Annotated in this window: 17 protein-coding genes; 8 read left to right on the forward strand and 9 right to left on the reverse strand. The window is 53.4% G+C overall.

Annotated elements, in window-relative coordinates; translation table 11 throughout:
- Window positions 1–139: 139 nt before the first annotated feature.
- From cysN to MWU62_RS10280, 3 genes are all read right to left on the reverse strand, one after another.
- The gene (gene cysN / locus MWU62_RS10270) at window positions 140–1,798 is read right to left on the reverse strand and encodes a sulfate adenylyltransferase subunit CysN (protein ID WP_247114755.1); all 1,659 of its coding nucleotides are present in this window, start codon (window positions 1,796–1,798) and stop codon (window positions 140–142) included.
- A 1-nt stretch (window position 1,799) separates the two neighbouring features.
- Window positions 1,800–2,708 (reverse strand): sulfate adenylyltransferase subunit CysD, encoded by a 909-nt coding sequence (cysD, locus tag MWU62_RS10275; RefSeq protein ID WP_247114756.1) that lies wholly within the window; start codon window positions 2,706–2,708, stop codon window positions 1,800–1,802.
- A 168-nt stretch (window positions 2,709–2,876) separates the two neighbouring features.
- Window positions 2,877–3,287 (reverse strand): PilZ domain-containing protein, encoded by a 411-nt coding sequence (locus MWU62_RS10280; RefSeq protein WP_247114757.1) that lies wholly within the window; start codon window positions 3,285–3,287, stop codon window positions 2,877–2,879.
- A gap of 330 nt (window positions 3,288–3,617) precedes the next feature.
- On the opposite strand from MWU62_RS10280, the gene rimO reads away from it, so the two are divergent.
- Complete coding sequence (gene rimO, locus MWU62_RS10285) at window positions 3,618–4,961, forward strand: 30S ribosomal protein S12 methylthiotransferase RimO (protein ID WP_200365092.1); 1,344 nt, start codon at window positions 3,618–3,620, stop codon at window positions 4,959–4,961.
- A 72-nt stretch (window positions 4,962–5,033) separates the two neighbouring features.
- Here rimO and oadA read toward each other — a convergent pair whose 3' ends face one another.
- Entirely contained in the window at window positions 5,034–6,839 is a 1,806-nt protein-coding gene (gene oadA, locus MWU62_RS10290; RefSeq protein WP_247114758.1) for a sodium-extruding oxaloacetate decarboxylase subunit alpha, read from the reverse strand.
- Between the two features lie 19 nt (window positions 6,840–6,858).
- Window positions 6,859–8,274, reverse strand: coding sequence for an acetyl-CoA carboxylase biotin carboxylase subunit (locus MWU62_RS10295; protein WP_247114759.1), 1,416 nt, complete (start codon window positions 8,272–8,274; stop codon window positions 6,859–6,861).
- Window positions 8,275–8,406: 132 nt separating this feature from the next.
- Between MWU62_RS10295 and MWU62_RS10300 the strand changes: the two genes are divergently transcribed.
- Complete coding sequence (locus MWU62_RS10300) at window positions 8,407–9,357, forward strand: LysR family transcriptional regulator (RefSeq protein ID WP_247114760.1); 951 nt, start codon at window positions 8,407–8,409, stop codon at window positions 9,355–9,357.
- Window positions 9,358–9,578: 221 nt separating this feature from the next.
- On the opposite strand, the gene gatB is transcribed toward MWU62_RS10300, so the two are convergent.
- The 4 genes from gatB to MWU62_RS10320 all read right to left on the reverse strand — a co-directional run bounded on the left by gatB (window position 9,579) and on the right by MWU62_RS10320 (window position 14,319).
- Entirely contained in the window at window positions 9,579–11,045 is a 1,467-nt protein-coding gene (gene gatB, locus MWU62_RS10305; protein ID WP_348645643.1) for an Asp-tRNA(Asn)/Glu-tRNA(Gln) amidotransferase subunit GatB, read from the reverse strand.
- A 6-nt stretch (window positions 11,046–11,051) separates the two neighbouring features.
- Window positions 11,052–12,509 (reverse strand): Asp-tRNA(Asn)/Glu-tRNA(Gln) amidotransferase subunit GatA, encoded by a 1,458-nt coding sequence (gatA, locus tag MWU62_RS10310; protein ID WP_247114762.1) that lies wholly within the window; start codon window positions 12,507–12,509, stop codon window positions 11,052–11,054.
- Between the two features lie 39 nt (window positions 12,510–12,548).
- The gene (gene gatC, locus MWU62_RS10315; RefSeq protein WP_247114763.1) at window positions 12,549–12,836 is read right to left on the reverse strand and encodes an Asp-tRNA(Asn)/Glu-tRNA(Gln) amidotransferase subunit GatC; all 288 of its coding nucleotides are present in this window, start codon (window positions 12,834–12,836) and stop codon (window positions 12,549–12,551) included.
- A gap of 82 nt (window positions 12,837–12,918) precedes the next feature.
- Window positions 12,919–14,319, reverse strand: a complete 1,401-nt coding sequence (locus tag MWU62_RS10320) for a mechanosensitive ion channel domain-containing protein (protein ID WP_247114764.1) — start codon at window positions 14,317–14,319, stop codon at window positions 12,919–12,921.
- Window positions 14,320–14,610: 291 nt separating this feature from the next.
- On the opposite strand from MWU62_RS10320, the gene MWU62_RS10325 reads away from it, so the two are divergent.
- From MWU62_RS10325 to MWU62_RS10350, 6 genes are read left to right on the forward strand one after another with little or no spacing between them, the layout of a single operon-like run.
- The gene (locus MWU62_RS10325) at window positions 14,611–15,651 is read left to right on the forward strand and encodes a rod shape-determining protein (protein ID WP_247114967.1); all 1,041 of its coding nucleotides are present in this window, start codon (window positions 14,611–14,613) and stop codon (window positions 15,649–15,651) included.
- A gap of 29 nt (window positions 15,652–15,680) precedes the next feature.
- Window positions 15,681–16,577 carry a rod shape-determining protein MreC gene (gene mreC, locus MWU62_RS10330; protein ID WP_348645644.1) on the forward strand — a complete coding sequence of 299 codons (897 nt, stop codon included), beginning with the start codon at window positions 15,681–15,683 and terminating at the stop codon, window positions 16,575–16,577.
- Entirely contained in the window at window positions 16,577–17,053 is a 477-nt protein-coding gene (gene mreD, locus MWU62_RS10335; RefSeq protein ID WP_247114766.1) for a rod shape-determining protein MreD, read from the forward strand. The genes mreC and mreD overlap by 1 nt, the downstream gene beginning before the upstream one ends.
- Before the next feature lie 2 nt (window positions 17,054–17,055).
- Window positions 17,056–17,658, forward strand: a complete 603-nt coding sequence (locus MWU62_RS10340; RefSeq protein ID WP_247114767.1) for a Maf family protein — start codon at window positions 17,056–17,058, stop codon at window positions 17,656–17,658.
- A complete protein-coding gene (gene rng / locus MWU62_RS10345; RefSeq protein WP_247114768.1) occupies window positions 17,655–19,136 on the forward strand; it encodes a ribonuclease G in 1,482 nt (493 codons plus the stop codon). The genes MWU62_RS10340 and rng overlap by 4 nt, the downstream gene beginning before the upstream one ends.
- A gap of 37 nt (window positions 19,137–19,173) precedes the next feature.
- Window positions 19,174–22,968, forward strand: coding sequence for an AsmA-like C-terminal region-containing protein (locus tag MWU62_RS10350; RefSeq protein WP_348645642.1), 3,795 nt, complete (start codon window positions 19,174–19,176; stop codon window positions 22,966–22,968).
- Window positions 22,969–22,973 lie beyond the last annotated feature (5 nt).

Below are 22,973 nucleotides of genomic sequence, written 5' to 3' on the forward strand. Positions count from 1 at the left end.
AGAATGACTACCAAGCATGATAGCCGTGGGATGGGGTGTCTTTTCTGGCGGGAAAAAGATGTCTGAGCGAAGCGAGTTGTTTTTCCCATAAGAAAAGACACCCCGCCCCGCGGCATACACCTTTTGACCAGTCCTGTCCTTAAACCCGCTTGTTACGAGCCAGCTCTTGCACCAGCGTTGCAGCAACACCTGAAACTTCGTCAGTGCTATCAGCTGCTATGGAAACGCTGGCTATGTCAGTACCCAGATTCACGGCAATGGCTATCAAACCGTAAGCCGTCAACAACTGCGCAGTGCGGCGGCGGTCGTCGGCATCACCGGCATTATCTTCGCTCAAAATCACCGACGTTTTGCCTTGATCAAACAGCGCCCGTTCAACCGCCAAGGCAAGGGCATGAGCCTGTTTGCCCGAGCAGCCAATAATCATCGGCTTCTGTGCCAATCTGCGCTCACGTTCCTCAGGGCTTACGGGCTCCAGAGTTCCTGCTGTATCTGCCAAGCTATCAATCATGCCCGCACCAACAGTCACGTTTGTAAGCCTGTCGATCACAATAAAGCTGCCAGTGGCATGGTTACGCTGGTAGGCGTCAAAGGCGATGGGCTGGCTCAGGGTCAGATCACACAGGCCAATTTCATTCACCTGCAACAGGGCAGGATTGGCATGCTGCTCCAGCGTGTTTACGTCAGTCTGATAGTGAATCTTGCGAACCGTGCCCGATGTGAATGTGGGCCCCAGTTTGATGTCGTAAAGGCGGCCGGTATGCAAAGGCGCATCTGCCATCCACACGATGTTGGCCTTAAAACGGTTGCCCACTTCCGGCTCGTCTTCCGGTTTAACCAGCATGTCGCCACGACTGATATCGATCTCATCTTCCAGCGTCAGTGTAACGGCTTGGTCAATATAAGCTTCGTCTAGATTGCCATCAAAGGTTACAACTTCCTTGATGGTACTGGTACGCCGCGAGGGCAGGGCCATTACCTTGTCGCCAGGGCGGATGGCGCCAGAGGCGATGGTGCCGCAGAAGCCGCGAAAGTTCAGGTTGGGGCGGGTGACGTATTGCACGGGGAACCGGAAGTGTTCCAGGTTCTTGTCGCGGTTTACTTCCACTGTTTCCAGAATGTCCATTAGTGGCTGGCCGTTAAACCAAGGGGTGTTCTCACTTCGGTTGACTACGTTGTCGCCTTCCAGTGCCGAGATGGGTACAAAGCGGATGTCTTTCAGCCCGAGTTTGGCGGCAAACGAGAGGTATTCTTCTCTGATCTCATTGAAGCGATCTTCGCTGAAATCCACCAGATCCATCTTGTTCACCGCCACAACGATGTGCCGGATGCCCAGCAGTGAGGCAATGTAGGAGTGTCGGCGGGTTTGCGTTAATACACCGCGGCGGGCGTCAATCATCAGAATCGCAACCTGAGCCGTAGATGCGCCGGTAGCCATGTTGCGGGTGTACTGCTCATGTCCCGGCGTATCGGCAATGATGAACTTGCGCTTGTCGGTGGAGAAGTAGCGGTAGGCAACATCAATAGTAATGCCTTGCTCGCGCTCGGCCTGCAAGCCATCAACCAGCAGAGCAAGATCCAGCTTTTCACCAGTGGTGCCCATCTTGGCGCTGTCGGTTTTCAGGCTGGCCATGTGATCTTCGTAGATCATTTTGGTGTCGTGCAGCAGGCGACCGATAAGGGTGCTTTTTCCGTCGTCGACGCTGCCGCAGGTGAGCAGGCGCAGCAGTTCCTTGTTTTCGTGTTGTTTCAGGTAGGCCTGAATGTCGTCGGCAATAAGATCAGATTGATGTGACATATCAGAAGTACCCTTCGCGTTTTTTCTGTTCCATGGAGCCAGCCGAATCGTGATCAATCACGCGGCCCTGACGTTCTGAGCTGGTGGCCAGCAGCATTTCCTGAATGATTTCCGGCAATGTATCTGCCTCGGATTCAATGGCGCCGGTCAGCGGGTAGCAGCCCAAAGTGCGGAAGCGGATGGATTTCATCATCGGCTTTTCACCCTCTTTCAGGGGCATACGGTCGTCGTCCACCATGATCAGCGACCCATCGCGCTCTACCACCGGGCGAACTGCCGAGTAGTACAAGGGAACAATCTCGATGTTTTCCAGATAGATGTATTGCCAAATATCCAATTCTGTCCAGTTAGACAGTGGGAATACGCGAATGCTTTCGCCCTTGTTCACTTTGCCGTTATACGTGTTCCAGAGTTCAGGGCGCTGATTTTTGGGGTCCCAGCGGTGGTATTCGTCGCGGAAGGAATATACGCGCTCTTTGGCCCGGGACTTTTCTTCGTCCCTGCGGGCACCACCGAAAGCGGCATCAAAGCCGTACTTGTCCAGCGCCTGTTTAAGGGCTTGGGTTTTCATCACGTCTGTATGCTTTGCGCTGCCATGGGTAAAGGGGCCAATGCCCTGATCCACACCATCCTGATTCGTGTGAACAATCAGGTCCATCCCATATTCCTTTACCTTACGTTCCCGGAAATCGATCATGTCCCGAAACTTCCAGGTGGTGTCTACGTGCATCAAGGGGAAAGGCATTTTGCCGGGGTAAAAAGCTTTGCGGGCAAGGTGCAGCATAACCGCTGAATCTTTGCCAATGGAGTAGAGCATCACCGGGTTATCAAACTCGGCAGCCACTTCCCGGATGATGTGGATGCTTTCCGCTTCCAGTTGTTTTAGATGCGTAAGGTTGTATGTGGTCATGATAATCCGTTGCCGCAGCGGGCCTTGAGGGCGTGCAAATTAGTTTATTGATTGTATCAGAGCCGATATGGCTATAAGAAGCGTTGCAGTTAGAGTTTTAAGTTATAGAAATATAGCGCTCCCGTTAGCGGGGCAACTAACGGGGTTGGGTGATCTGGTTTCGCGGGGTTAGGCTGGTTTGCGCATGTCGGATAGAAGTTTGCGTACATACCGGTCTACGTAATCAAAGCCATTGCCTTCAAAATCTTCAAACTGAATACCGAGCTGAAACTCGTCTCGTGCCATGCGCCTGAGGTGAACAATGTGCCCGGTGGCGAAAATAGATACAGGTTGAGTCGCAACGACTGGCACGGAAAAATGGGCTTTTACATCAATCCAGCTTCCCGGAGTAGGGGCTTGCAGGCGAGGAATAAGTTGGTCTGCCGTTTTTTGGTTGCAGCAAACCATAACGCCGGTACGCGACAGGTTGGATATCTTGCAGGTGAGTTGGCAACCATCCGGTTTTTCGATAACGATGTCACTCACAATATCCACACGTTGCTGGTTGCGCAGGTTTGGCTTAACTGTGGCTGCTTTCATGTGGACTCTTGTTGGCTAAGTTAGTTGGCAACGTTTGGGCGTTCTTAGATTTAAATACTGTTTCAGAACAAGGTGTAACCGATCAAAAGTGTAGTTGTTTGTTTTCTGATCAGCAACTTTCGTGTCGCAGCTTGTGGCAGGTTTTTATAGCTTTCCTGAACATTGGTTCATAATTTTGACTCAGATCACGCATCGTTCGCTTCAAAAGCCGTTCCGCTTTTGCTGCAGAAGAGGGTGTTACTGGTGTAAAATTGTGGGTTCTATTCATTAGCACGTTCCCGCCGGTCATTCGCGTGTTTCCGCCGGGCGTCAGGAATCCTGAAACGTTTTATGACAGAAAAAACCGAAAACACAGTATCCGGTAACGGCAAAGTTGGCTTTATCAGCCTAGGTTGCCCCAAAGCTTTGGTAGATTCCGAACGCATACTCACTCAGTTGCGACTGGATGGTTACGATGTGGTGCCCACATATAACGATGCGGACATTGTTGTCGTGAACACCTGCGGATTTATCGATGCGGCAAAGCAGGAATCTCTGGATGCTATTGGTGAGGCAATCAGCGAGAACGGCAAGGTGATTGTTACCGGTTGTATGGGTGTGGAGGCGGACAAAATCCGCGAAACCCATCCGGGTGTGTTGGCGGTTTCAGGCCCCCATGCCTATGAAGAAGTGGTGGGTGCCGTGCATCAGTTTGTTCCGCAAACCCGCGAGCATGATCCATTCACCGATCTGGTTCCGCCTCAGGGTATCAAGCTGACGCCAAGGCACTATGCTTACCTCAAAATTTCCGAAGGCTGCAACCATCGCTGCACCTTCTGCATCATTCCATCCATGCGCGGTGATCTGGTTAGCCGACCAATTGGCGATGTGATGGACGAGGCCCAGCGGCTGGTTGACGCAGGTGTGAAAGAGTTGCTGGTAATCTCACAAGACACCTCGGCCTACGGTGTGGACACCAAGTACCGCACCGGGTTCTGGCAGGGCCGCCCGCTGAAAACCAAAATGCAGTCGTTGTGCGAAGCCTTGGGCGAGATGGGCGTTTGGGTTCGCCTGCATTATGTGTACCCCTATCCGCACGTAGACGACATTATTCCGCTGATGGCCGAAGGCAAAATCCTGCCGTATCTGGATATTCCATTTCAGCATGCCAGCCCGAAAGTATTGAAGGCGATGAAGCGCCCGGCCCACGACAGTAAAACTCTGGACCGCATCCGTAAATGGCGTGAAATATGCCCCGAACTGACGATTCGCTCCACTTTTATTGTGGGCTTTCCGGGCGAGACGGAAGAAGATTTCCAGTATCTGTTGGATTGGCTTGATGAAGCACAGCTGGACCGCGTGGGTGCGTTTACTTACAGCGCGGTAGAGGGTGCCAAGGCCAATGAGATTGAAGGTGCTGTGCCTGAACACGTCAAAGAAGAGCGCTTGGCGCGCTTCATGACAAAACAGGCCGAAATCTCAGCTGCCCGTTTACAGGCGAAAATTGGCACGACCATTGACGTGTTGATTGATGAGGTAGACGAAGAAGGTGCCATCGGTCGCTCGAAAGCCGATGCACCAGAAATTGATGGTATGGTTTACCTCAACGATGCCACAGACCTGCAGCCCGGCCAGATTGTTCGCGCGGTGGTTGAACACGCAGACGAACACGATCTTTGGGCTGTTCTGGCCTGATCTGTTGTTGAAACTAGTAGGCCGCCCCTAAAATGGAGGCGGTCTACTAGTGTTTAGCGTTGCTTTAGCTGATCATACAATCTCGATCAGCACTTCGGCAGGCGTTACCCGGTCACCCTTCGTTACGTATATGGCGTCTACTTTTCCGTCGATATTGGCGTGTACCTCAGTTTCCATCTTCATGGCTTCGGTAATCAGTACGGCTTGACCAGCACTGACGGTGTCTCCCTCGTTAACCAGAACCTCAACCACGTTACCCGGCATGGCCGTGCTTACGTGGCCGGGCGTAGACGCTTTTTTGCGGCCACTACCGCCTTCAGCCACATAATCGTTAAGGGGCTCGAATACCACTTCTTCCGGCATGCCATCAAGTGAGAGATAAAGCTTTCGCCTTCCCGCACCTGAATCGCCAGAGCCGGTAACCGCCACTTCGTAACTTTCGCCGTGAACTTCAATGCGGAATTCCGTGGCTACGCCAGTGTTCAGGCGTTCCCGAGACGTGTCTTCCGGTGGCAACAGTGGCTCTGGTACAAGGGTGCCGTCTTTACGTTGCTGCAGGAATTCCCGGCCCAGATCGGGGAACATGGCATAGGTGAGGACATCTTCTGCGTTTAGGGCCAGCTCACCTATGTCTTCGCGCAGTTTGTTCATCTCTGGGTTGAGCTGGTCTGCGGGGCGGCCTTCATCAACCGGTTCGTTGCCAATCGCTTTGTTGCGCACATCGGAATTGACCGGAGCAGGTGGCTGACCATAACCCCCTTGTAGATAGCGTTTCACTTCGTTAGTGATGGTTTTGTAGCGTTGGCCAGCCAGCACGTTGTATACCGCTTGAGTGCCAACAATCTGTGAGGTTGGTGTAACCAGTGGTGGGAAGCCCAAATCTTCCCGCACCCGAGGAATTTCTTCAAAAACTTCGCGGATTCGGTCCAATGCATTCTGCTCTTTTAGCTGGTTCGCCAGATTGGACATCATGCCGCCAGGCACCTGATTGATCTGTACCGACACGTCCTCGCGGGTGAACTCGCTTTCGAACTGGCGGTACTTCTTGCGCACTTCGCGGAAGTAATCGGCAATTTCGCTCAACAGCGTCAAGTCTAGCCCTGTGTCGTATTCGGTGCCCTTGAGTGCGGCCACCTGAGATTCTGTTGCGGGGTGGCTGGTTCCGGAAGAGAACGAAGAAATCGCGGTGTCGATTCGGTCGACGCCTGCCTCTATGGCCTTCAGCTGGCAAAGTGGGGCCAAACCAGAGGTTGAGTGGCTGTGGATAACCAGAGGCAGATCTACTTCCGTCTTGATGGCTTTAACCAAATCGTAAGTTGCGTAAGGCGTTAGCAGCCCTGCCATATCCTTTATGGCAATAGAATCGGCGCCCATAGCCTGCATTTCTTTCGCTTGCTGCACGAACAATTCAGGAGTGTGCACCGGGCTGGTGGTGTAGCAAATAGTACCCTGCGCGTGCTTGCCGGCTTTCTTGACCGCTTTCATGGCGGTTTCAATGTTGCGCAGATCGTTCAGCGCATCAAATACCCGAAAGACATCTATGCCGTTATCGGCCGCTTTTTGCACAAAGGCTTCAACAACGTCGTCAGCGTAATGGCGATAGCCCAGCAGGTTTTGGCCCCGTAGCAGCATTTGCAGGCGAGTATTAGGCAGGGCTTCGCGCAGTTTGCGCAAACGCTCCCAGGGGTCTTCCTTCAGGAAGCGTACGCAGGCATCAAAGGTGGCTCCGCCCCAAACTTCCAGCGACCAGTAACCCGCTTGGTCCAGTTTGTTGCATATAGGTAGCATATCTTCGGTGCGCATGCGGGTAGCGATAAGCGACTGGTGCGCATCGCGCAGAACAAGGTCGGTGACTTCAATTTTCTTTGCATGGGTCATAATGTGTTACTCCTGCGGATTACCAGCCTGCGTGCGCAGCAATGGTGGCGGCGAGGGCAAGCGCAATTTCACTGGGGTGGCGCTTGGTGGAATAGTTCAGCAATTCTGGGTGATCGGGCACAAAGCTGGTGTTGAAATCCCCTTTGCGGAAATCCGGGTGATCCAGAATTTGCTGGTAGTAGTTGGCGGTCGTTTTGATCCCGTGCAGTCGCATATCATCCAGCGCCCGCTTGCCTCGGGCGATCACCTCGTCCCAAGTCAGCGCCCAGACTACAAGCTTTAGGCACATGGAATCGTAATAGGGCGGGATTTCGTAACCGGTATAAATGGCCGTATCTACCCGAACGCCGGGGCCGCCGGGGGCGTAGTAATGGGTAATGCGACCAAAGCTGGGCAGGAAGTCGTTTTTTGGGTCTTCCGCATTAATGCGAAACTGCAATGCATAGCCCCGGTATTGAATGTCCTCCTGCCGATAGCTCAAACGCAGGCCAGCGGCAATGCGCAGCTGCTCGCGCACAATGTCCACGCCCGTGATGGCTTCGGTGATGGTGTGCTCCACCTGAACCCGGGTATTCATCTCCATGAAATGCACTTCATTGCCCGATAGCAAAAATTCCACGGTACCAGCGTTCTCGTAGCCAACGGCCCTGGCTGCGCGCACCGCCAAATCGCCTATGTATTGGCGCTGTTCAGGCGTTAATTGCGGGCTGGGGGCAATCTCGATCAGCTTTTGATTGCGGCGCTGGATGGAGCAGTCGCGCTCAAACAGGTGGATAGCATTGCCCTGACTGTCTGCCAGAACCTGCACCTCAATGTGGCGCGGGTTCACAATGCACTTTTCCATAAACACTTCGGCGGAGCCAAACGCCTTGGTGGCCTCGGAAATCACTCGAGGGTACTGAACCTTTAGCTCTTGCGGCGTGTCGCAGCGGCGAATACCACGCCCGCCCCCGCCGGAAGTCGCTTTTAGCATCACCGGATAGCCGATATCGTTCGCTAGCTCCAGCGCGTCTTCAAGGCTATCTAGATTGCCTTCTGAGCCCGGAGTAATAGGAATGCCAGCCGCACGCATACTGTCTCGGGCCTGAGTTTTATCGCCCATGCCATGAATAACACTGGATTTCGGCCCGATAAACGCCACACCCTTCTGTTCGCACAAGCGGGCAAAGTTGGCGTTCTCCGACAAAAAACCATAGCCGGGATGAATAGCATCGCAGCCGGTTTCCACCGCCAGATTCACGATGCGGGCGGGGTCGAGATACCCCGCAAGTGGATCCTCACCCAGAGAGTAGGACTCGTCGGCCCTTTTTACATGCAAGCCATAGCGATCCGGTTCGGTGTAAATGGCCACCGAACGAATCCCCATCTCTGCACAGGCCCGCACGATGCGGACAGCAATCTCGCCGCGATTAGCGATTAACACTTTCTTCAGCATGGGAAATTCCTCATTGCTTCGTCCCGAATGAAGGTGGAGAAAGAATAACGAGGAGTACTGATCAGTAAAAATTGATATTATTTCGCTTGTGTATAACTGATTGCTTATGGGTGAAATCGTGGAGGAGAGTCCGTGCCGCTCAGTATTCAGAAGTTGGCGAATAGACTGACGTTTCGTCAGTTGCAGGTATTCAAGGCCGTCTATGATCTAAAAAGCTACAGCAAGGCCGGGGAATTGTTGGGCTTAACCCAACCCGCCGTCAGTAGCCAAGTACGCCATCTGGAACAGGCGCTGGACATGCCGATGTTCGAATACATAGGGCGAAAGCTCTATTGCACAGCGGCAGGAGAAGAAATGGCCGCATGTGTGCGAGCGGTGTTTGGCGAGCTTGCTAACATGCAAAACCGCTTAGCGGCGCTAGAAGGGCGAGTAGCCGGGGATTTGCGATTGGTTGCAGTGAGCACAGCGCAATACGTAGTGCCCTATCTGCTAGGCCCGTTTCTTCAACTCAACCCACAAGTCAACATATCCGTAGCTGTTGTCAATCGAGCGACAGCGTTGGAACGGTTAAACGAAAATAACGATGACCTCGTGATCATGGGCATGGTGCCGCAGGGCCGCCCACTTACTTCTCTCCCGTTTCTGGACAACGAACTGGTACCTGTGGCTGTGGCTGGCCACCCCTTGCTTAAGCAAAACACTGTCACCGCAGAGGAATTTTTGAATAGCAAGCTCCTGACTAGAGAGCCAGGATCTGGCAGCCGGTTGGCACTGGAAGTCTACTGCCAGCAACACCATTTGAAAATCAATCCAATTATGGAATTGGGCTCCAACGATGCGGTTAAACATGCGGTGTTAGCGAGCTTGGGTATAGCCGTGTTGCCCAAGTTAAGCATTCTTTCTGAGCTAGCCTTGGGCTCCTTGGTTGCTCTTGATATATCAGGCTTCCCGCTGAGGCGGAGCTGGTGTGTGGTCTATCCGCAGGGGCGTTACCCAACGCCTGTGATGAAGGCTTTTGTCGACTACGTTCAGGAGAATATTGCTCAGTTTGAGCAGTTATTTCGGCGGCTGGCTGCGAATTAAGATTGGTTTAGATCAAGCAATAGATGTGGTGGTTCTTAAGAGATATCTCAGATCCAGGTCGGGTGGGTTTAAAACCCCTTCCCAAAAATCTCGGAGGCCATGGATGGCCGGAGCGAAGCGCACAAGGATGTGCTCGTAGCGTTTTTTGGGAAGGGGTTTTAAACCTACCCCTCCCCATATCTAAAAGGCTAGGGCCGATTCAGAGGCCCTATCCAAACCCATCAACCACCAAGCTTCCGAACAAGAATCTCATTAAACAACTTGGGATTCCCTTGGCCTTTAGAAGCCTTCATTAAAGGCCCCATAAACCCACCCAACATCTTCTTCTGCTTCTTAGGGTCAGCTTCCTCCTGATACTGAGCAACCTGATCCGGCATCCCAGCCAGAACCTCATCCACCATCTGCTCCAAAGCACCGGTATCAGAAACCTGCTTCAAGCCTTGAGCTTCAATAATGGCATCCGCATTATCCGCATCCCCATTCCAAAGCGCTTCAAATACCTTCTTGGCTCCCGAGGACGACACAGTGTTATCGGCAATACGCGCCACCAACTGGCCCAGCTGCGAGCCAGTGATAGGCGCCTGAACCACGGTTTTGTCCTCGGCATTCAGACGTGCAGAAAACTCACCCAACACCCAGTTAGCAGCCAACTTGGCATCCTTACCCTGACTTACAGCCTCTTCAAAAAAGGCTGCAATCCGGGCGTCGTCACTGAGCAAGCGAGCATCATAATCGTTGAGGCCATACTGCTCCTTGAATCGAGCCTTACGCTCATCGGGCAGTTCCGGCAGCAAATCGCGGGCACTTTCAATAAACGCATCGTCGATCACAACAGGCAACAAGTCCGGGCAGGGGAAGTAACGGTAATCGTTGGCTTCCTCCTTGCTGCGCATGGAACGGCTTTCATCCCGCTCGCCGTTGTACAACCGGGTCTCCTGAATAATACGACCGCCGTCTTCCAGAATATCCATTTGCCGCTCTACTTCATGGGCAATGGCCTGCTCCATAAAACGGAACGAGTTCAGGTTCTTGGTTTCTGTGCGAGTGCCCAACTCATCCGAACCTTTCGGTTTGAGAGAGATGTTTACATCGAAACGCAAGGAGCCCTGGCTCATATCCCCGTCACAGATGCCGATTGATGACACCAAACTGTGCAGCTTTTTGGCAAAGGCAACGGCTTCTTCGGCACTGTTCATATCCGGTTCGGTAACAATTTCAATCAACGGTGTGCCCGCGCGGTTCAGATCGATGCCTGTCATGCCATCAAAATCTTCGTGCAACGACTTGCCCGCATCTTCTTCCAAATGGGCATGGTGAATGCGCACGCGCTTGCTGCTGCCATCTTCCAGATCAATATCCACAAAGCCGGGCCCGACAATCGGGTGGTCCAATTGTGTGGTTTGATAGCCCTTGGGCAAATCCGGATAAAAGTAGTTTTTACGATCGAACACCGAGCGCCGACCGATCTCGGCGTTCACCGCCAAGCCGAACATGACTGCATAGCGGAAAGCCTGCTCATTCGGAACGGGCAGGGTGCCCGGCATCGCCAGATCAACGGCACTCGCTTGAGTGTTGGGCTCGGCACCAAAGGCGGTGCTGGAGCCGGAAAAAATTTTGGTTTTGGTGGCAAGCTGAACGTGAATTTCCAGCCCGATCACAATATCCCACTGCATAACTGTTCTCCTGATTCGGGCTTACTGAGGAAGCTTCTGGTGCCAGTCGGTAACCTGCTGATACTGGTGCGCAGCGTTCAGAAGACGGGCTTCTTCGAAATAGTTCCCGATAATCTGCAGCCCCACTGGTAGGCCGTCTACAAAGCCTGCTGGCACAGACATAGCAGGCACGCCCGCAAGATTCACAGCGATGGTGAAAACATCTTCCAGATACATGGTCACCGGGTCGCTGGTTTTCTCACCTTGCACAAATGCAGGTGAGGGCGTTACCGGGCTCATCAGCACATCCACTTCTTTAAAGGCGTTAACGAAATCCTGCTGAATCAGGCGGCGAACCTTTTGGGCTTTGAGATAGTAGGCGTCAAAATAGCCTGCTGAAAGCGCATAGGTGCCAACCAGAATACGGCGCTTCACCTCGCCTCCAAAGCCTTCTGCCCGAGTGCGGGTATAAAGGTCGTTGAGATCCTTTGGGTTGTCACAGCGGTAGCCATAACGCACGCCGTCAAAGCGCGACAGGTTGGCGGAGGCTTCGGCAGGTGCAATTACGTAATAAGCGGCAATGGCCAGCTTCGCGCGGGGCAGTGATACTTCTTTTACCGTAGCGCCAAGCTTCTCGTATTCCTTCACAGCATTGCGAACCTGCTGCTCCATTGCGGGGCTGAGCTGGTCGGAGAAATACTCTTTTGGAAGACCAATGCGAAGACCTTTTAAAGGCTCATCCAGAGTGGCTGTATAGTCCGGCACCGCACGATCAACGCAGGTGCAATCCTTTGGGTCAAATCCGGCCATCACATTCAGCATTAGCGCATTGTCTTCAGCGGTGCGCGCCATAGTGCCGCCCTGATCCAGACTGGAGGCAAAGGCAATCATGCCGTAACGGGATACCCGGCCATAAGTGGGTTTAAGGCCAGTGACTCCACACAAAGCAGCAGGCTGGCGGATGGAACCGCCGGTATCCGTAGCCGTGGCTGCAGGCACCAAACGAGCAGCTATGGCTGCCGCAGAGCCGCCGGAAGAACCGCCGGGCACGCGCTTTTCGCCATTGTTCAGGCCCCAAGGATTGGTTACTGCGCCGAAAAAGCTGGACTCGTTGGACGAGCCCATGGCGAATTCGTCCATATTGGTTTTGCCAAGACATACTGCGCCAGCAGCGCGAAAGTTGGCGGTTACGGTGGCGTCATAGGGCGGCACAAAGTTGGCCAGCATCTTGGAGCCGCAGGTAGTGGCTACACCATTGGTGCAAAAAATGTCTTTGTGGGCGAAAGGTACGCCCGTCCAAACGCTGGCTTTACCCGCAGCACGCTGCTCGTCTGCCGTTTTGGCATCTGCCAGAGCTTGATCTTCGGTAACGGTAATAAAGCTGTTGTACTGGCGGTCTTCAGCCTTAATGCGATCGAGGAACTCACGGGTCAGTTCCACGCTTGAAATCTTGCCGCTTTCCAGCTCGCGGGAAAGCTCTGCTACGGATTTGTTATGCATGTTCAATCCTGATAGTGGGCTGATTATGGCTACGACAGATCACTCGATAACGCGTGGCACGAGATATAGGCCGCTTTCGGTGGCCGGGGCAATAGCCTGAAAGGCTTCCCTTTGATTCGTCTCGGTCACTTCATCGGCCCGCAAGCGCTGAACAGCATCAAGCGGATGAGCAAGGGGCTCTACGTTGTCGGTGTCGGCGGCGCTGAGCTCGTCGACCAGACTGAGGATGTTGCCTAGGTCGTTCTCCAGTGCAAGTATCTGCTCTTCGTCGAGGCGAATACGGGCCAGCACGGCGACTTTTTCAATGTCTTCGCGGGAAATGGTCACGTTGACTCCAAAGTATAAAACAGCGTTTTTAAGAAGGTCGTTATGGTAACAGATTCGTGGCTGGGCGGGAGGGGCCGAAAACCTACTCAATTGGCCGGGTATCATCCAGCAAATCTTCGGCTGCGGCGTCGCTCCGCTCCTCCTGCACTTGGCGGGAAATGTGAGTGTCTGGACGCACATCCAGTAACTCTTCAGCTGGCAATTCGGAAGTTGACGGGGCTTTAGTCTTTTCTTTCGCCGGCTCTTGAGTCTGTACTGGCTGTTCTGGAGCATCCAAGGGCGTCAGTGTGGCGGGCGTTTGATCAAAGCGTAGCCGGTAGATGGGCTCAGGTAAGGTAAAGCCCTGCGTTTCTAGTGCATTTTTGGCGGCACGAATCGAAAGGCTGCGAGCTTTGCCGTAATCGGATTCGCGTTGATCAATCCAGGCCATAAATTTAATCAGAATGTTCGAGTCACCCACGGACTCGATGATGCCGTTGGGCTCTGGATCATCCAGCACCCAGTCCAGTTGCTGCAGCACCGCTAAGCCTGTTTGTATTGCGAGGGCCGGGTCGTCTTCTGCGTCGACGCCTAACACGAAATCAAAGCGGCGTTGAGGGTTGCGGGAGTAATTCAGAATAACCGCTTTGAACACGGTGGCGTTGGGGATGCGCAAATGGTTGCCTTCCAGCGTCATTAAAACCGTTGAGCGGGATGTTAGCCGAACTACAACACCTTCGTAGTCGTTAATAAGGACATGCTCTTGGGCCCTGAATGGCTGGCGGATGCTCAGCATGATGCTGGAAATATAGTTCTCCATAGAGTCTTTAACAGCAAAGCTGATAGCTAGCCCTAGTACGCCTGCACCCCCGAGCAGAGTGCCCATCAGTGCGGTGGCTCCAAGAATGTTAAGAGCAAGCAACAAGCCCAGAAGAATCGTTACCAGCCTGACTGCGTGGCCCGCGAGTTCGGCGAGAAAGGGGTTTTTGGTTATTCGCGACCAGAGCGGAGTGTGTCCAGCCAGTCGATGCCCGGCAAAGGCTACAATAATGAAAATGGCCAGAGCCACTAGTAATAGGGGTAAGGCTCTTATCCATTCCCGCAGGGAATTTTGTAGTGAATCCCAAAGCGGGTTGAGATTGTCTTGTAAATCCAGCGTGCGAACGATTCTATCGTCAACGGCGATGGCGCCTTCAACCCGTTCAGACAGCTTTAACGCCCTTTGCGCTTGAGCTTCGTTGGCAATTTTGCCTGACAAGGCCACAACACCGCTGTTGACACCAACCTGTAAGGATTCGAACTGAGGGATCTGTTCAAAAATACTGTTAATGCGTTGAGCAATCAGTTTGTCGCTCTCGGCGCCGGGCTCTAAGGCGATGGTGCTAGCTTGCTCAGCATCACCCTGCTGAGCCAGTGCAAATGAAGAAGCCCCTGTCGTGAGAAAAAGCGCCAACGCCAGCAATAGGTGCAATGAAATGGAAGAGGCGGAAGAGCGTACTGCCATGCTAAATTTTGGTAGTGTCAACGGCAGCCTCGATTTTGGCGAATTTAGTAGAGGTGTGTATGGCTTTTTAGGCCGACTTTAGTGTGTAGCAAAGTTCAACTCAATGCCCGCGTCAACCAGCAAATTGCCCGCTTGCGGAATCTGATACTGCGAGTGCATGAACAATTGTTCATGCTGGGCAGGATATCATTTGCCTTAACAGCAGGCTGTGCCTTGCCTGAGAGGGGGGGCGCTGCTAAAGTTGCCGCATCTTTCTGCAACCGCAACTCTTAGGTTGAAACTACACGAATGTTGATTAAAAGACTCCGAGGCTTATTCTCCAGCGACCTGTCCATCGATCTGGGCACCGCCAACACCCTTATTTTCGTGCGTGACCGCGGGATTGTGCTGAATGAGCCATCCGTAGTAGCCATTCGTACCAGTAATTCCCAAAAAATGGTTGCCGCTGTCGGCGCCGAGGCAAAACGTATGCTGGGCCGCACGCCCGGTAACATCACTGCTATTCGTCCCATGAAAGATGGCGTAATCGCCGATTTTGTGGTGACCGAAAAAATGCTTCAGCACTTTATTCACAAAGTGCATGAAAACAGTTTTATTACTCCAAGCCCACGAGTGCTTGTGTGCGTGCCGAGCAAATCTACCCAAGTAGAGCGCAAAGCCATCCGTGAATCGGCTCTAGGCGCCGGTGCCCGGGAAGTGTTTCTAATTGAAGAGCCCATGGCGGCTGCAATTGGCGCCGGGCTACCGGTAGAGGAAGCCAGTGGTTCAATGATTGTGGATGTGGGTGGTGGTACCTCTGAAATCGCTATTATCTCCCTAAACGGCATTGTATACGCTGATTCAGTGCGGGTGGGTGGTGATAAGTTTGATGAAGCCATTGTTACCTACGTGCGCCGTAACTACGGTAGCCTGATTGGCGAAACCACCGCCGAACGCATCAAGCATGAAATCGGTTGCGCTTACGAAGGGCTGGAAATTCTTGAAATTGATGTGCGTGGTCGTAATCTGGCAGAAGGTGTGCCTCGCGCCTTCACGCTTAACAGTGAAGAAATTTTGGACGCCCTACAGGAATCATTGGCTCAGATCGTACAGACGGTTAAAAGCGCGCTGGAGCAGTCACCACCCGAGCTGGCTTCTGATATCGCCGAGCGTGGCATTGTTCTGACCGGTGGCGGTGCATTGCTGCGTGGACTGGACAAGCTGATCAGCGAAGAAACCGGGCTGCCGGTGATCATCGCAGAAGATCCGCTGACCTGCGTTGCCCGTGGTGGTGGCAAGGCGCTGGAGGTTATTGATCGGGGTGGTATTGGAATGTTCTCCCAGGAGGGATAATCCTTTGGGGAGGGATCGCCATTAAAACCATTTTTGTTCAGGGGCCGGTACCTGGCCTCAGGCTCTTGCTGGTTATTATTGTATCGGCGACGTTAATCGTTGCCGATTATCAGTTTGAGCGTGTAACTCCTATTCGCAGCACCTTGGCAACCGGCCTCACGCCAGTCTATTGGCTTGGCAATGCTCCTTATCAATTTAGTGATTGGGTTGCCGGGCTTTTTACCACCCGCGAAGATGTAAAGCAGGAAAACGAAGACCTGAAAGCCCGGTTGCTTATTCTTGAGCGCCGGGCCCTCAAATATGCCGCTTTAGCCTCCGAAAATAACGAACTCCGCCGCTTGATGAATTCCTCGGAACTCCTTGATGACCGGGTTATCGTCAGCGAAGTCGTGGGCGTGTCTCCCGACCCTTATTCCCATGAAATCGTTATCAATAAAGGTCGTAGTGATGGCTTGCAAGTGGGGCAAGCCATACTGGATGCCCACGGCCTGATGGGGCAAGTAGTACAGACCAGTCAGGTTACCTCCCGCGTACTCCTCGTTTCAGACAGCAGTCACGCTGTGCCGGTTGAGGTTGTGCGTAATGGGCTTCGTGCGATTCTGTTGGGCACCGGCGATTCCGACACCCTTGATTTGGTTCACGTGCCAGACACAGCGGACATCCGGGAAGGGGATCTGTTGGTGAGTTCCGGGCTTGGTGGGCGCTTTCCTAGAGGGTATCCGGTTGCCGAGGTGAGTCTGATCAACAAGGAACCGGGTGAGCCTTTTGTTGATATTCGCGCTCGCCCAAAAGCACAGCTAAACCAAAGCCGCCTGGTGCTGGTGGTATTTCCGCCATCAAGCGAATCCCCGGCTGGGTCTGAGGCGAACATTGAAACGCCTTCCTATGTTCCGGCATACGAAACGGCACAGGAGGGGCAGGGCTGATGCTATCCGTTATCAGTTACCCGGTATTTGTGCTGTCCGTGGTTGTATCGCTGGTACTGAGCATTTCGCTCTTCCCCGTGGGTTGGTTTGAATTTCGTCCTGAATGGCTTGGGCTTGTGGTGTTTTATTGGACCTTCCGCACACCGGCTCAGTTCGGCATATTACTGGCATGGTGTTTAGGCTTGCTGCTCGATGTGCTCGAGGCAACTCCATTGGGCGTGAATGCGCTGGCAATGGGGTTGATAGCCTTTTTGGTTCTCACCATTCATCAACGGTTGCGAATGTATCCTATGCCACAACAATGCTTGATGGTGTTTCTGTTGCTGGGTATCAATCAAATGTTGGTTCACTTCCTAAAGCAAATGTTTGGCGGTGAAGATGCCGGGTTCAGCTATCTTTGGCCCGCGCTCACCAGCGCTTTACTTTGGCCGGTGTTCTGCATACTGATGGATAACATTAACCGGAAGCTGGGTTAGCCATGACATCGATTATTCTCGCCTCAGCCTCACCACGCCGCTCGGAGTTGCTTACGCAGATTGGTGTGGCGTTTTCTGTGCAGCCTGCACACATTGACGAAACGCCAAAGGCATCCGAACCACCGGGTGATTACGTGGAGCGGCTTGCCCGGGAGAAAGCTCTGGCGATTTCAACCGATTTTCAGGGTGATATTGTTCTTGGCTCCGACACTTCTGTGGTTTTGGAAGGCGCCATTTTGGGTAAACCATCTGACGAGGCTGAGGCCACAACCATGCTGACACGGTTATCTGGCAAAACCCATCAGGTGTTGACAGCCATTGCAGTGACCAAAGGCGAACACTGTGAATCCTGCCTAGTAGTTACAGATGTGAGCTTCCGGGTGCTGTCGCAAGGCGAGATTGCAGCCTACGTAGCCACAGGTGAGCCGATGGACAAGGCCGGAAGTTATGGAATTCAGGGACTTGGTGGTATTTTTGTGAAGCAACTGAAAGGGAGTTACAGTGCGGTTGTAGGGCTGCCGTTGCAGGAAACCGCCGCCTTGCTGGCCAACGCTGGCTGTATTGTATGGAAACACTGGCCGAGTAGTAGGGAGAGCCAATCATGAGCGAAGAAATCCTAATCAACGTAACGCCGGTTGAAACCCGGGTCGCCTTGGTTGAAAACGGAATGTTACAAGAGGCCTACATAGAGCGTGCCAGCCGCAAGGGCATTGTGGGCAATATATACAAAGGCAAGGTTGTGCGCGTGCTTCCCGGCATGGAGGCGGCGTTTGTTGATATAGGGCTGGAACGCGCAGCGTTTATACATGCCTCTGATGTGGTTCCGAACCAGTCTAGCACAGCCGATTCCAGTGATGGCCCAAAAACCGTTCCGGATATCCGCACCTTGCTGAGGGAAGGACAATCACTGGTCGTGCAGGTCACCAAAGACCCTATCGGCACAAAAGGCGCACGCCTGACCACGCAGCTTTCAATCCCCTCCCGGTATCTGGTGTTTATGCCAGATGTTAGCCATGTGGGCATTTCACAAAGAATTGAGGATGAAGCCGAGCGCAGTCGTTTAAAAGCCTTAGTTGAGGAAGGCGCCGCAGCACACCCGGATATACAGGGTGGATACATCATCCGAACGGCGGCTGAGGCGGCAACGGCTGAAGAACTGCTCGCCGATATGAACTACCTGCACCACCTGAGCCAGTCCATCCATGACCGCATTGCCAAGGTGCAGGCGCCTGCAGCCGTCTACAAAGACCTGCCCCTGTTTATTCGCACTATTCGGGATCTTATTCGGCCGCAGACGGAGAAAGTGCGCATAGATAGCCGCGAGAGTCATCAGCGGGTTATGGAATTTGTTGATGAATTTGTCACGGAATTTGCCGACAAGGTGGAATACTACCCGGGTGAACGGCCCATTTTTGATCTTTATTCAGTGGAAGATGAAATTCAAAAGGCCCTGAGCCGCAAAGTGCAGCTTAAATCCGGTGGCTACGTGATCATTGATCAAACCGAAGCCATGACCACCATTGACATCAATACCGGTGCTTTCGTGGGGCATCGAAATCTTGAAGAAACGATTTTCAAAACTAACCTTGAGGCTGCGCGGGCGATCAGCCGTCAGCTGCGCCTGCGTAATCTCGGTGGCATCATCATCATCGACTTTATTGATATGGAAGATGTTGAACACCAGCGCCAGGTGCATCGGATGCTGGAAAAGATGCTTGAGCGGGACCACGCCAAAACCAAGATCACCGGCGTGTCTGAGCTTGGATTAGTGGAGATGACGCGAAAGCGAACCACTGAAAGCCTCGGCCAGGTTTTGTGCGAACCCTGTCCAATCTGTGATGGCAGAGGCTTCCTGAAAACCAGCGAAACCGTGTGTTTCGAAATTTTCCGGGAAATTCTGCGAGTGAATCGTGCCTACGATGCCGAGAGCTATCTGGTGATGGCATCGCAGAGCGTGGTAGACCGCCTCGTTGATGAAGAATCTGACAACGTGGCAGATCTCGAAACCTTCATTGCCAAGACTGTCCGCTTTCAGGTGGAGCCGTTTTACAGCCAGGAGCAGTACGATGTGGTTTTGCTCTGACTTCGAGGCGACATGTCGGCGTAGGGGGTGATTAAGCGTGACACCCCGAACGCCTTCCTCCGAACGACAACCGCCTTTACCGGAGAACTGCCCGGAAAGCCAACCTGTCCGCTTGATGGCTGTTTTAACCAATGCCGTTTGGTGGCTGCTGCTGATTGTCCTTGTATTACTCGCGCTCTACGCGGGCATTGGACGCCAGCTTACGCAAAATGTGGACGCTTTCCGGGATGACCTTTCCCGAGAACTCTCAATACGCCTAGGCCACGAAGTCAGCATTGGAAGCCTCTCGTCGCGCTGGTTCTGGCTCGATCCCTCGTTTACCGCACAAAACATAGACGTGACCAACCCGGATTCCGGAGTGCGGGTGGTGAGCTTGCAGCATTTAACCATCCGCTTTGATGCTCTGGCATCGTTAATGCGTTTTCGAATCGTGTTCGAGGATTTTGAGGCCGACGGGCTTGAATTGACGCTGAACCAAATGGATAGCGGTGAAGTGGGGGTTCGGGGTGCTGATTTCCCGGAACCCCTCAACAATCGTTTCCGCCATTGGCTCGAAGTTGCCGGAAAATGGCTGTCAGATCCCTATATAAAAGTGACTCGGGTGAACCTAGGCATTCGAGATAATCAAGGTCAGCTTCGCCACCTTGACATACCGCAACTCGATCTGCGATATCAACAAGGCTTGTTCCGTGCATCGGGGCGTGCCATGCAATCTTCCACAACCCAACAACTTGCCAGCTTTACTCTGGTTGGAAAACACTTCTTCCGCGGTGATTTCAGTGGCCAGCTTTACCTTGATGTGGATTCTGGCCGCCTGTTTGATGGCTTGATTGACGAATACCAATGGCGAGATATCCGTGTTGAAGGGTTTGATCTGGGAGGTGAAGCCTGGCTGACTTTTCGCAAAGGTACCTTGCAACAAGTCAGTGGCACCGTAAGAACGCCCTACATGCAGCTGGGCGTTGACGGCGAATCCTTGGCTCCCCTAGAAGATATCAGCGCACAATTTGGCTGGCGCCGCCATAGTACTGTGATGGAAAACCCCGAAGAGGGTAGTGACCAACCAGAGACCATCGGTGAGTGGCACCTTAAACAACTAGCCTGGACCTGGGATGGGGACGAGGTACCGCCGTTCAGCCTGAAGCTGCTCCCGGAGCCCGACGGCATAACCATCACCGCCGACGCTTTGCCTCTGCGCCCCCTAAGACGCCTAACTGCCAGACTCCCGATCCTGCCCCCATGGGCTATTGACGCGCTTAACGACTATCGCCCAGTGGGTTTTCTGGATGGTATGAAGGTTCGGGTGCCGGGGAGTGGAGACAATATGTTTGAGTTCTCAGGCCGATTACGGGATGCAGGGGTCGCGGCATACGATGGTGCCCCGGCAGCGAGTGGGGTGAACGGCTTTATATATGTGGATCAGGGTGCCGGATATGTGCGTGCGCGTTCAGGAGTGCAGCCGGTAACCCTAGGGTTCCCGGAACTGTTCGGCGGCGAATGGGCTTTTCCTGAGTTGTCTGCCACGGTCGCCTGGCGCTTGGATGGCCCGGTAACCCGGGTTTATGCAGATGACATAGGCCTGAGCTATGGCGAACGTACCCGTTTGCGCGGTGCTTTCGATCTCAGGCTAGATGAACAAGGCGAAGACAACCTCGGCCTTCGTGTGGGTGTCGAGAACGGTGAGGCTTCCATGCTATCGGCCTTCGTTCCACAAAAAGTGGTGGATGCAGGGCTCTATGAGTGGCTGACCACAGCCATTACGAAAGCTGATGTAACATCAGGTGTTTACTATGGGCACGGCCAAATTGGCGAAGACTCCCCCTCGGGTTCATTTGTATCTTCCATGTGGTACGAGTTTGAAAACGCCACCGTTCGCTACGACGACCAATGGCCGGAGGTAACGGACGCAAAAGGGCGCGTTGATGTGCAGAACGGCGACACGTTGGTGTCTCTGGCGACCGGAACAACCGGTGGCTTGGCATTGGAGCCAAGTACCGTAGCGGTTATCCCTGAAAAAGAGGGTGCGTTGGTGCGCGTGGACGTTTCAGCGCCGGTGCCGGCTAATGCCATCGTGTACTGGATGGCCAACACCCCGTTTGGCGATATGGCTGGCACCGAGGCCGCTAATTTGAAGTATGGCGGTAGCTACAAGCTCGATCTAGCCATTGATCTGCCGCTTAAAGACAAGGCAATCCCCGTGGTGGAGGCGGATATACGCACAAGGAACGGCTCGATAACCTACCCCGATGCGGATCTGCACTGGGACAGAATCTCCGGTGGCCTGACTTACCATTCTGTAAAAGGCTTTTCGGGAGCACCCTTAAGAGCAAACTTTCTTGGTGAGCCGGTGACTGTTGCGCTCAGTCAGCCCGGAGCGGCACGTGCGCTACGGATCGAGCAAACCGGCACTCTGTCTGTTCCTAGCGTACTCCGCATGGCAGGTATGGCCGACCAGAAGTCTATTGGCGATGATTCCACTAGCGGCCAGTACGGGCTCAAAGGCACGTTTGAATACTCTGCACAACTGGATATTTCGGAGGAAGGGCCCCCGCGTTTGACAGTTCGTTCCAATCTGGAAGGTCTCACTATCGATTGGCCAGAACCTTTTTCCAAAGAGGCAAGTCAGGCCGCACCTCTGATCGCCGAGATAGATACTGGGGCGGAAAGGGGGCTGGGCATTTCGGGTACATGGGAGAACCGTGGGACCTTTGATTTGTTGTGGAAAGATTCTGGGATTGAGCTGACTTTAGAAGAGCTTCACCTAGGGGGGCAAACCCTTACAAACATAGAGTTAGAGGCTCTTGATTTGGGCGACCGCTGGGTTTTAAGTACCATTTCAGAGCGGGCGATTGGCCGGGTTGTTATTCCTGACGATCGAAGCCTGATTACCGCCGATTTTGCTGTAGTGCGTTTGGTGCGGGACGAGACAGCAGCAAAGGAAGCCCCTGAACTGTTAACCATAGAGCAGCAACTGGAAGCCTTTCGCTCTATGGATATCGGAAGCTGGCCAGATGTGAATATCGCGATCTCCGATCTGCGCCTTAACGATGAAAGCCTTGGGCGCTGGTCTTTCCACATACGGCCCGAGCACCAGAGGCTCAACATAACCGGCATCGAAGGTCGTCTCAAATCGATTAGGCTACTGGGCGATATGTCGTGGAGTGTAGTAGATAATCGAGAGACCAGTCAGTTTGCCGGTTCGATTACGGGTGGCGCGCTGGCAGATCTTGGCGAGCTGTTTGATGCCGAAGTGCCTCTCTCCAACAAACAGACCAATATTGAATTGGATTTGGCTTGGCCCGGGAGTCCGGATGAGTTTGAGCTCGCGAGCCTAAGCGGAAATGTCAGCTTTCGTTTAGATGACGGCGTTATTCTTGAGAGCAACAATAGCGCGCAGGTATTTAGGATTTTCAATCTGCTCAATGCCGATACGCTTTGGCGCAGGCTCAAGCTGGATTTCTCTGATTTGTATGAACGGGGCGTTGCTTTCGATGCCATTTCTGGCCATGCCCGTCTTGAAGGTGGCCTGCTGACGATGAACCCAGAGCTTCAGGTGGTGGGGCCTTCAGGTGCTTTCAAACTCAGCGGAAGTACCAGTCTGGCACGCGAGGAATTTGATATGCGGCTGGTTGTGGTATTGCCGCTAACCCAAAACCTGCCCTTGGCTGCCTTGCTGATGGGAGCCAGCGCGCCCATTGGTGGCGCGCTGTTTGTGCTGGATAAGGTGCTGGGTGATCCCCTGAGCAGGCTTACAAGCGCCACCTACAACGTGACCGGAACCTGGGACGACCCTTTGGTTGATCTGCGCAGCGTATTCGATACGGGTGATTAACCGGG

It is taken from the genome of Marinobacter sp. S6332 (assembly GCF_023016045.1).
Classification (GTDB): Bacteria; Pseudomonadota; Gammaproteobacteria; order Pseudomonadales; family Oleiphilaceae; genus Marinobacter.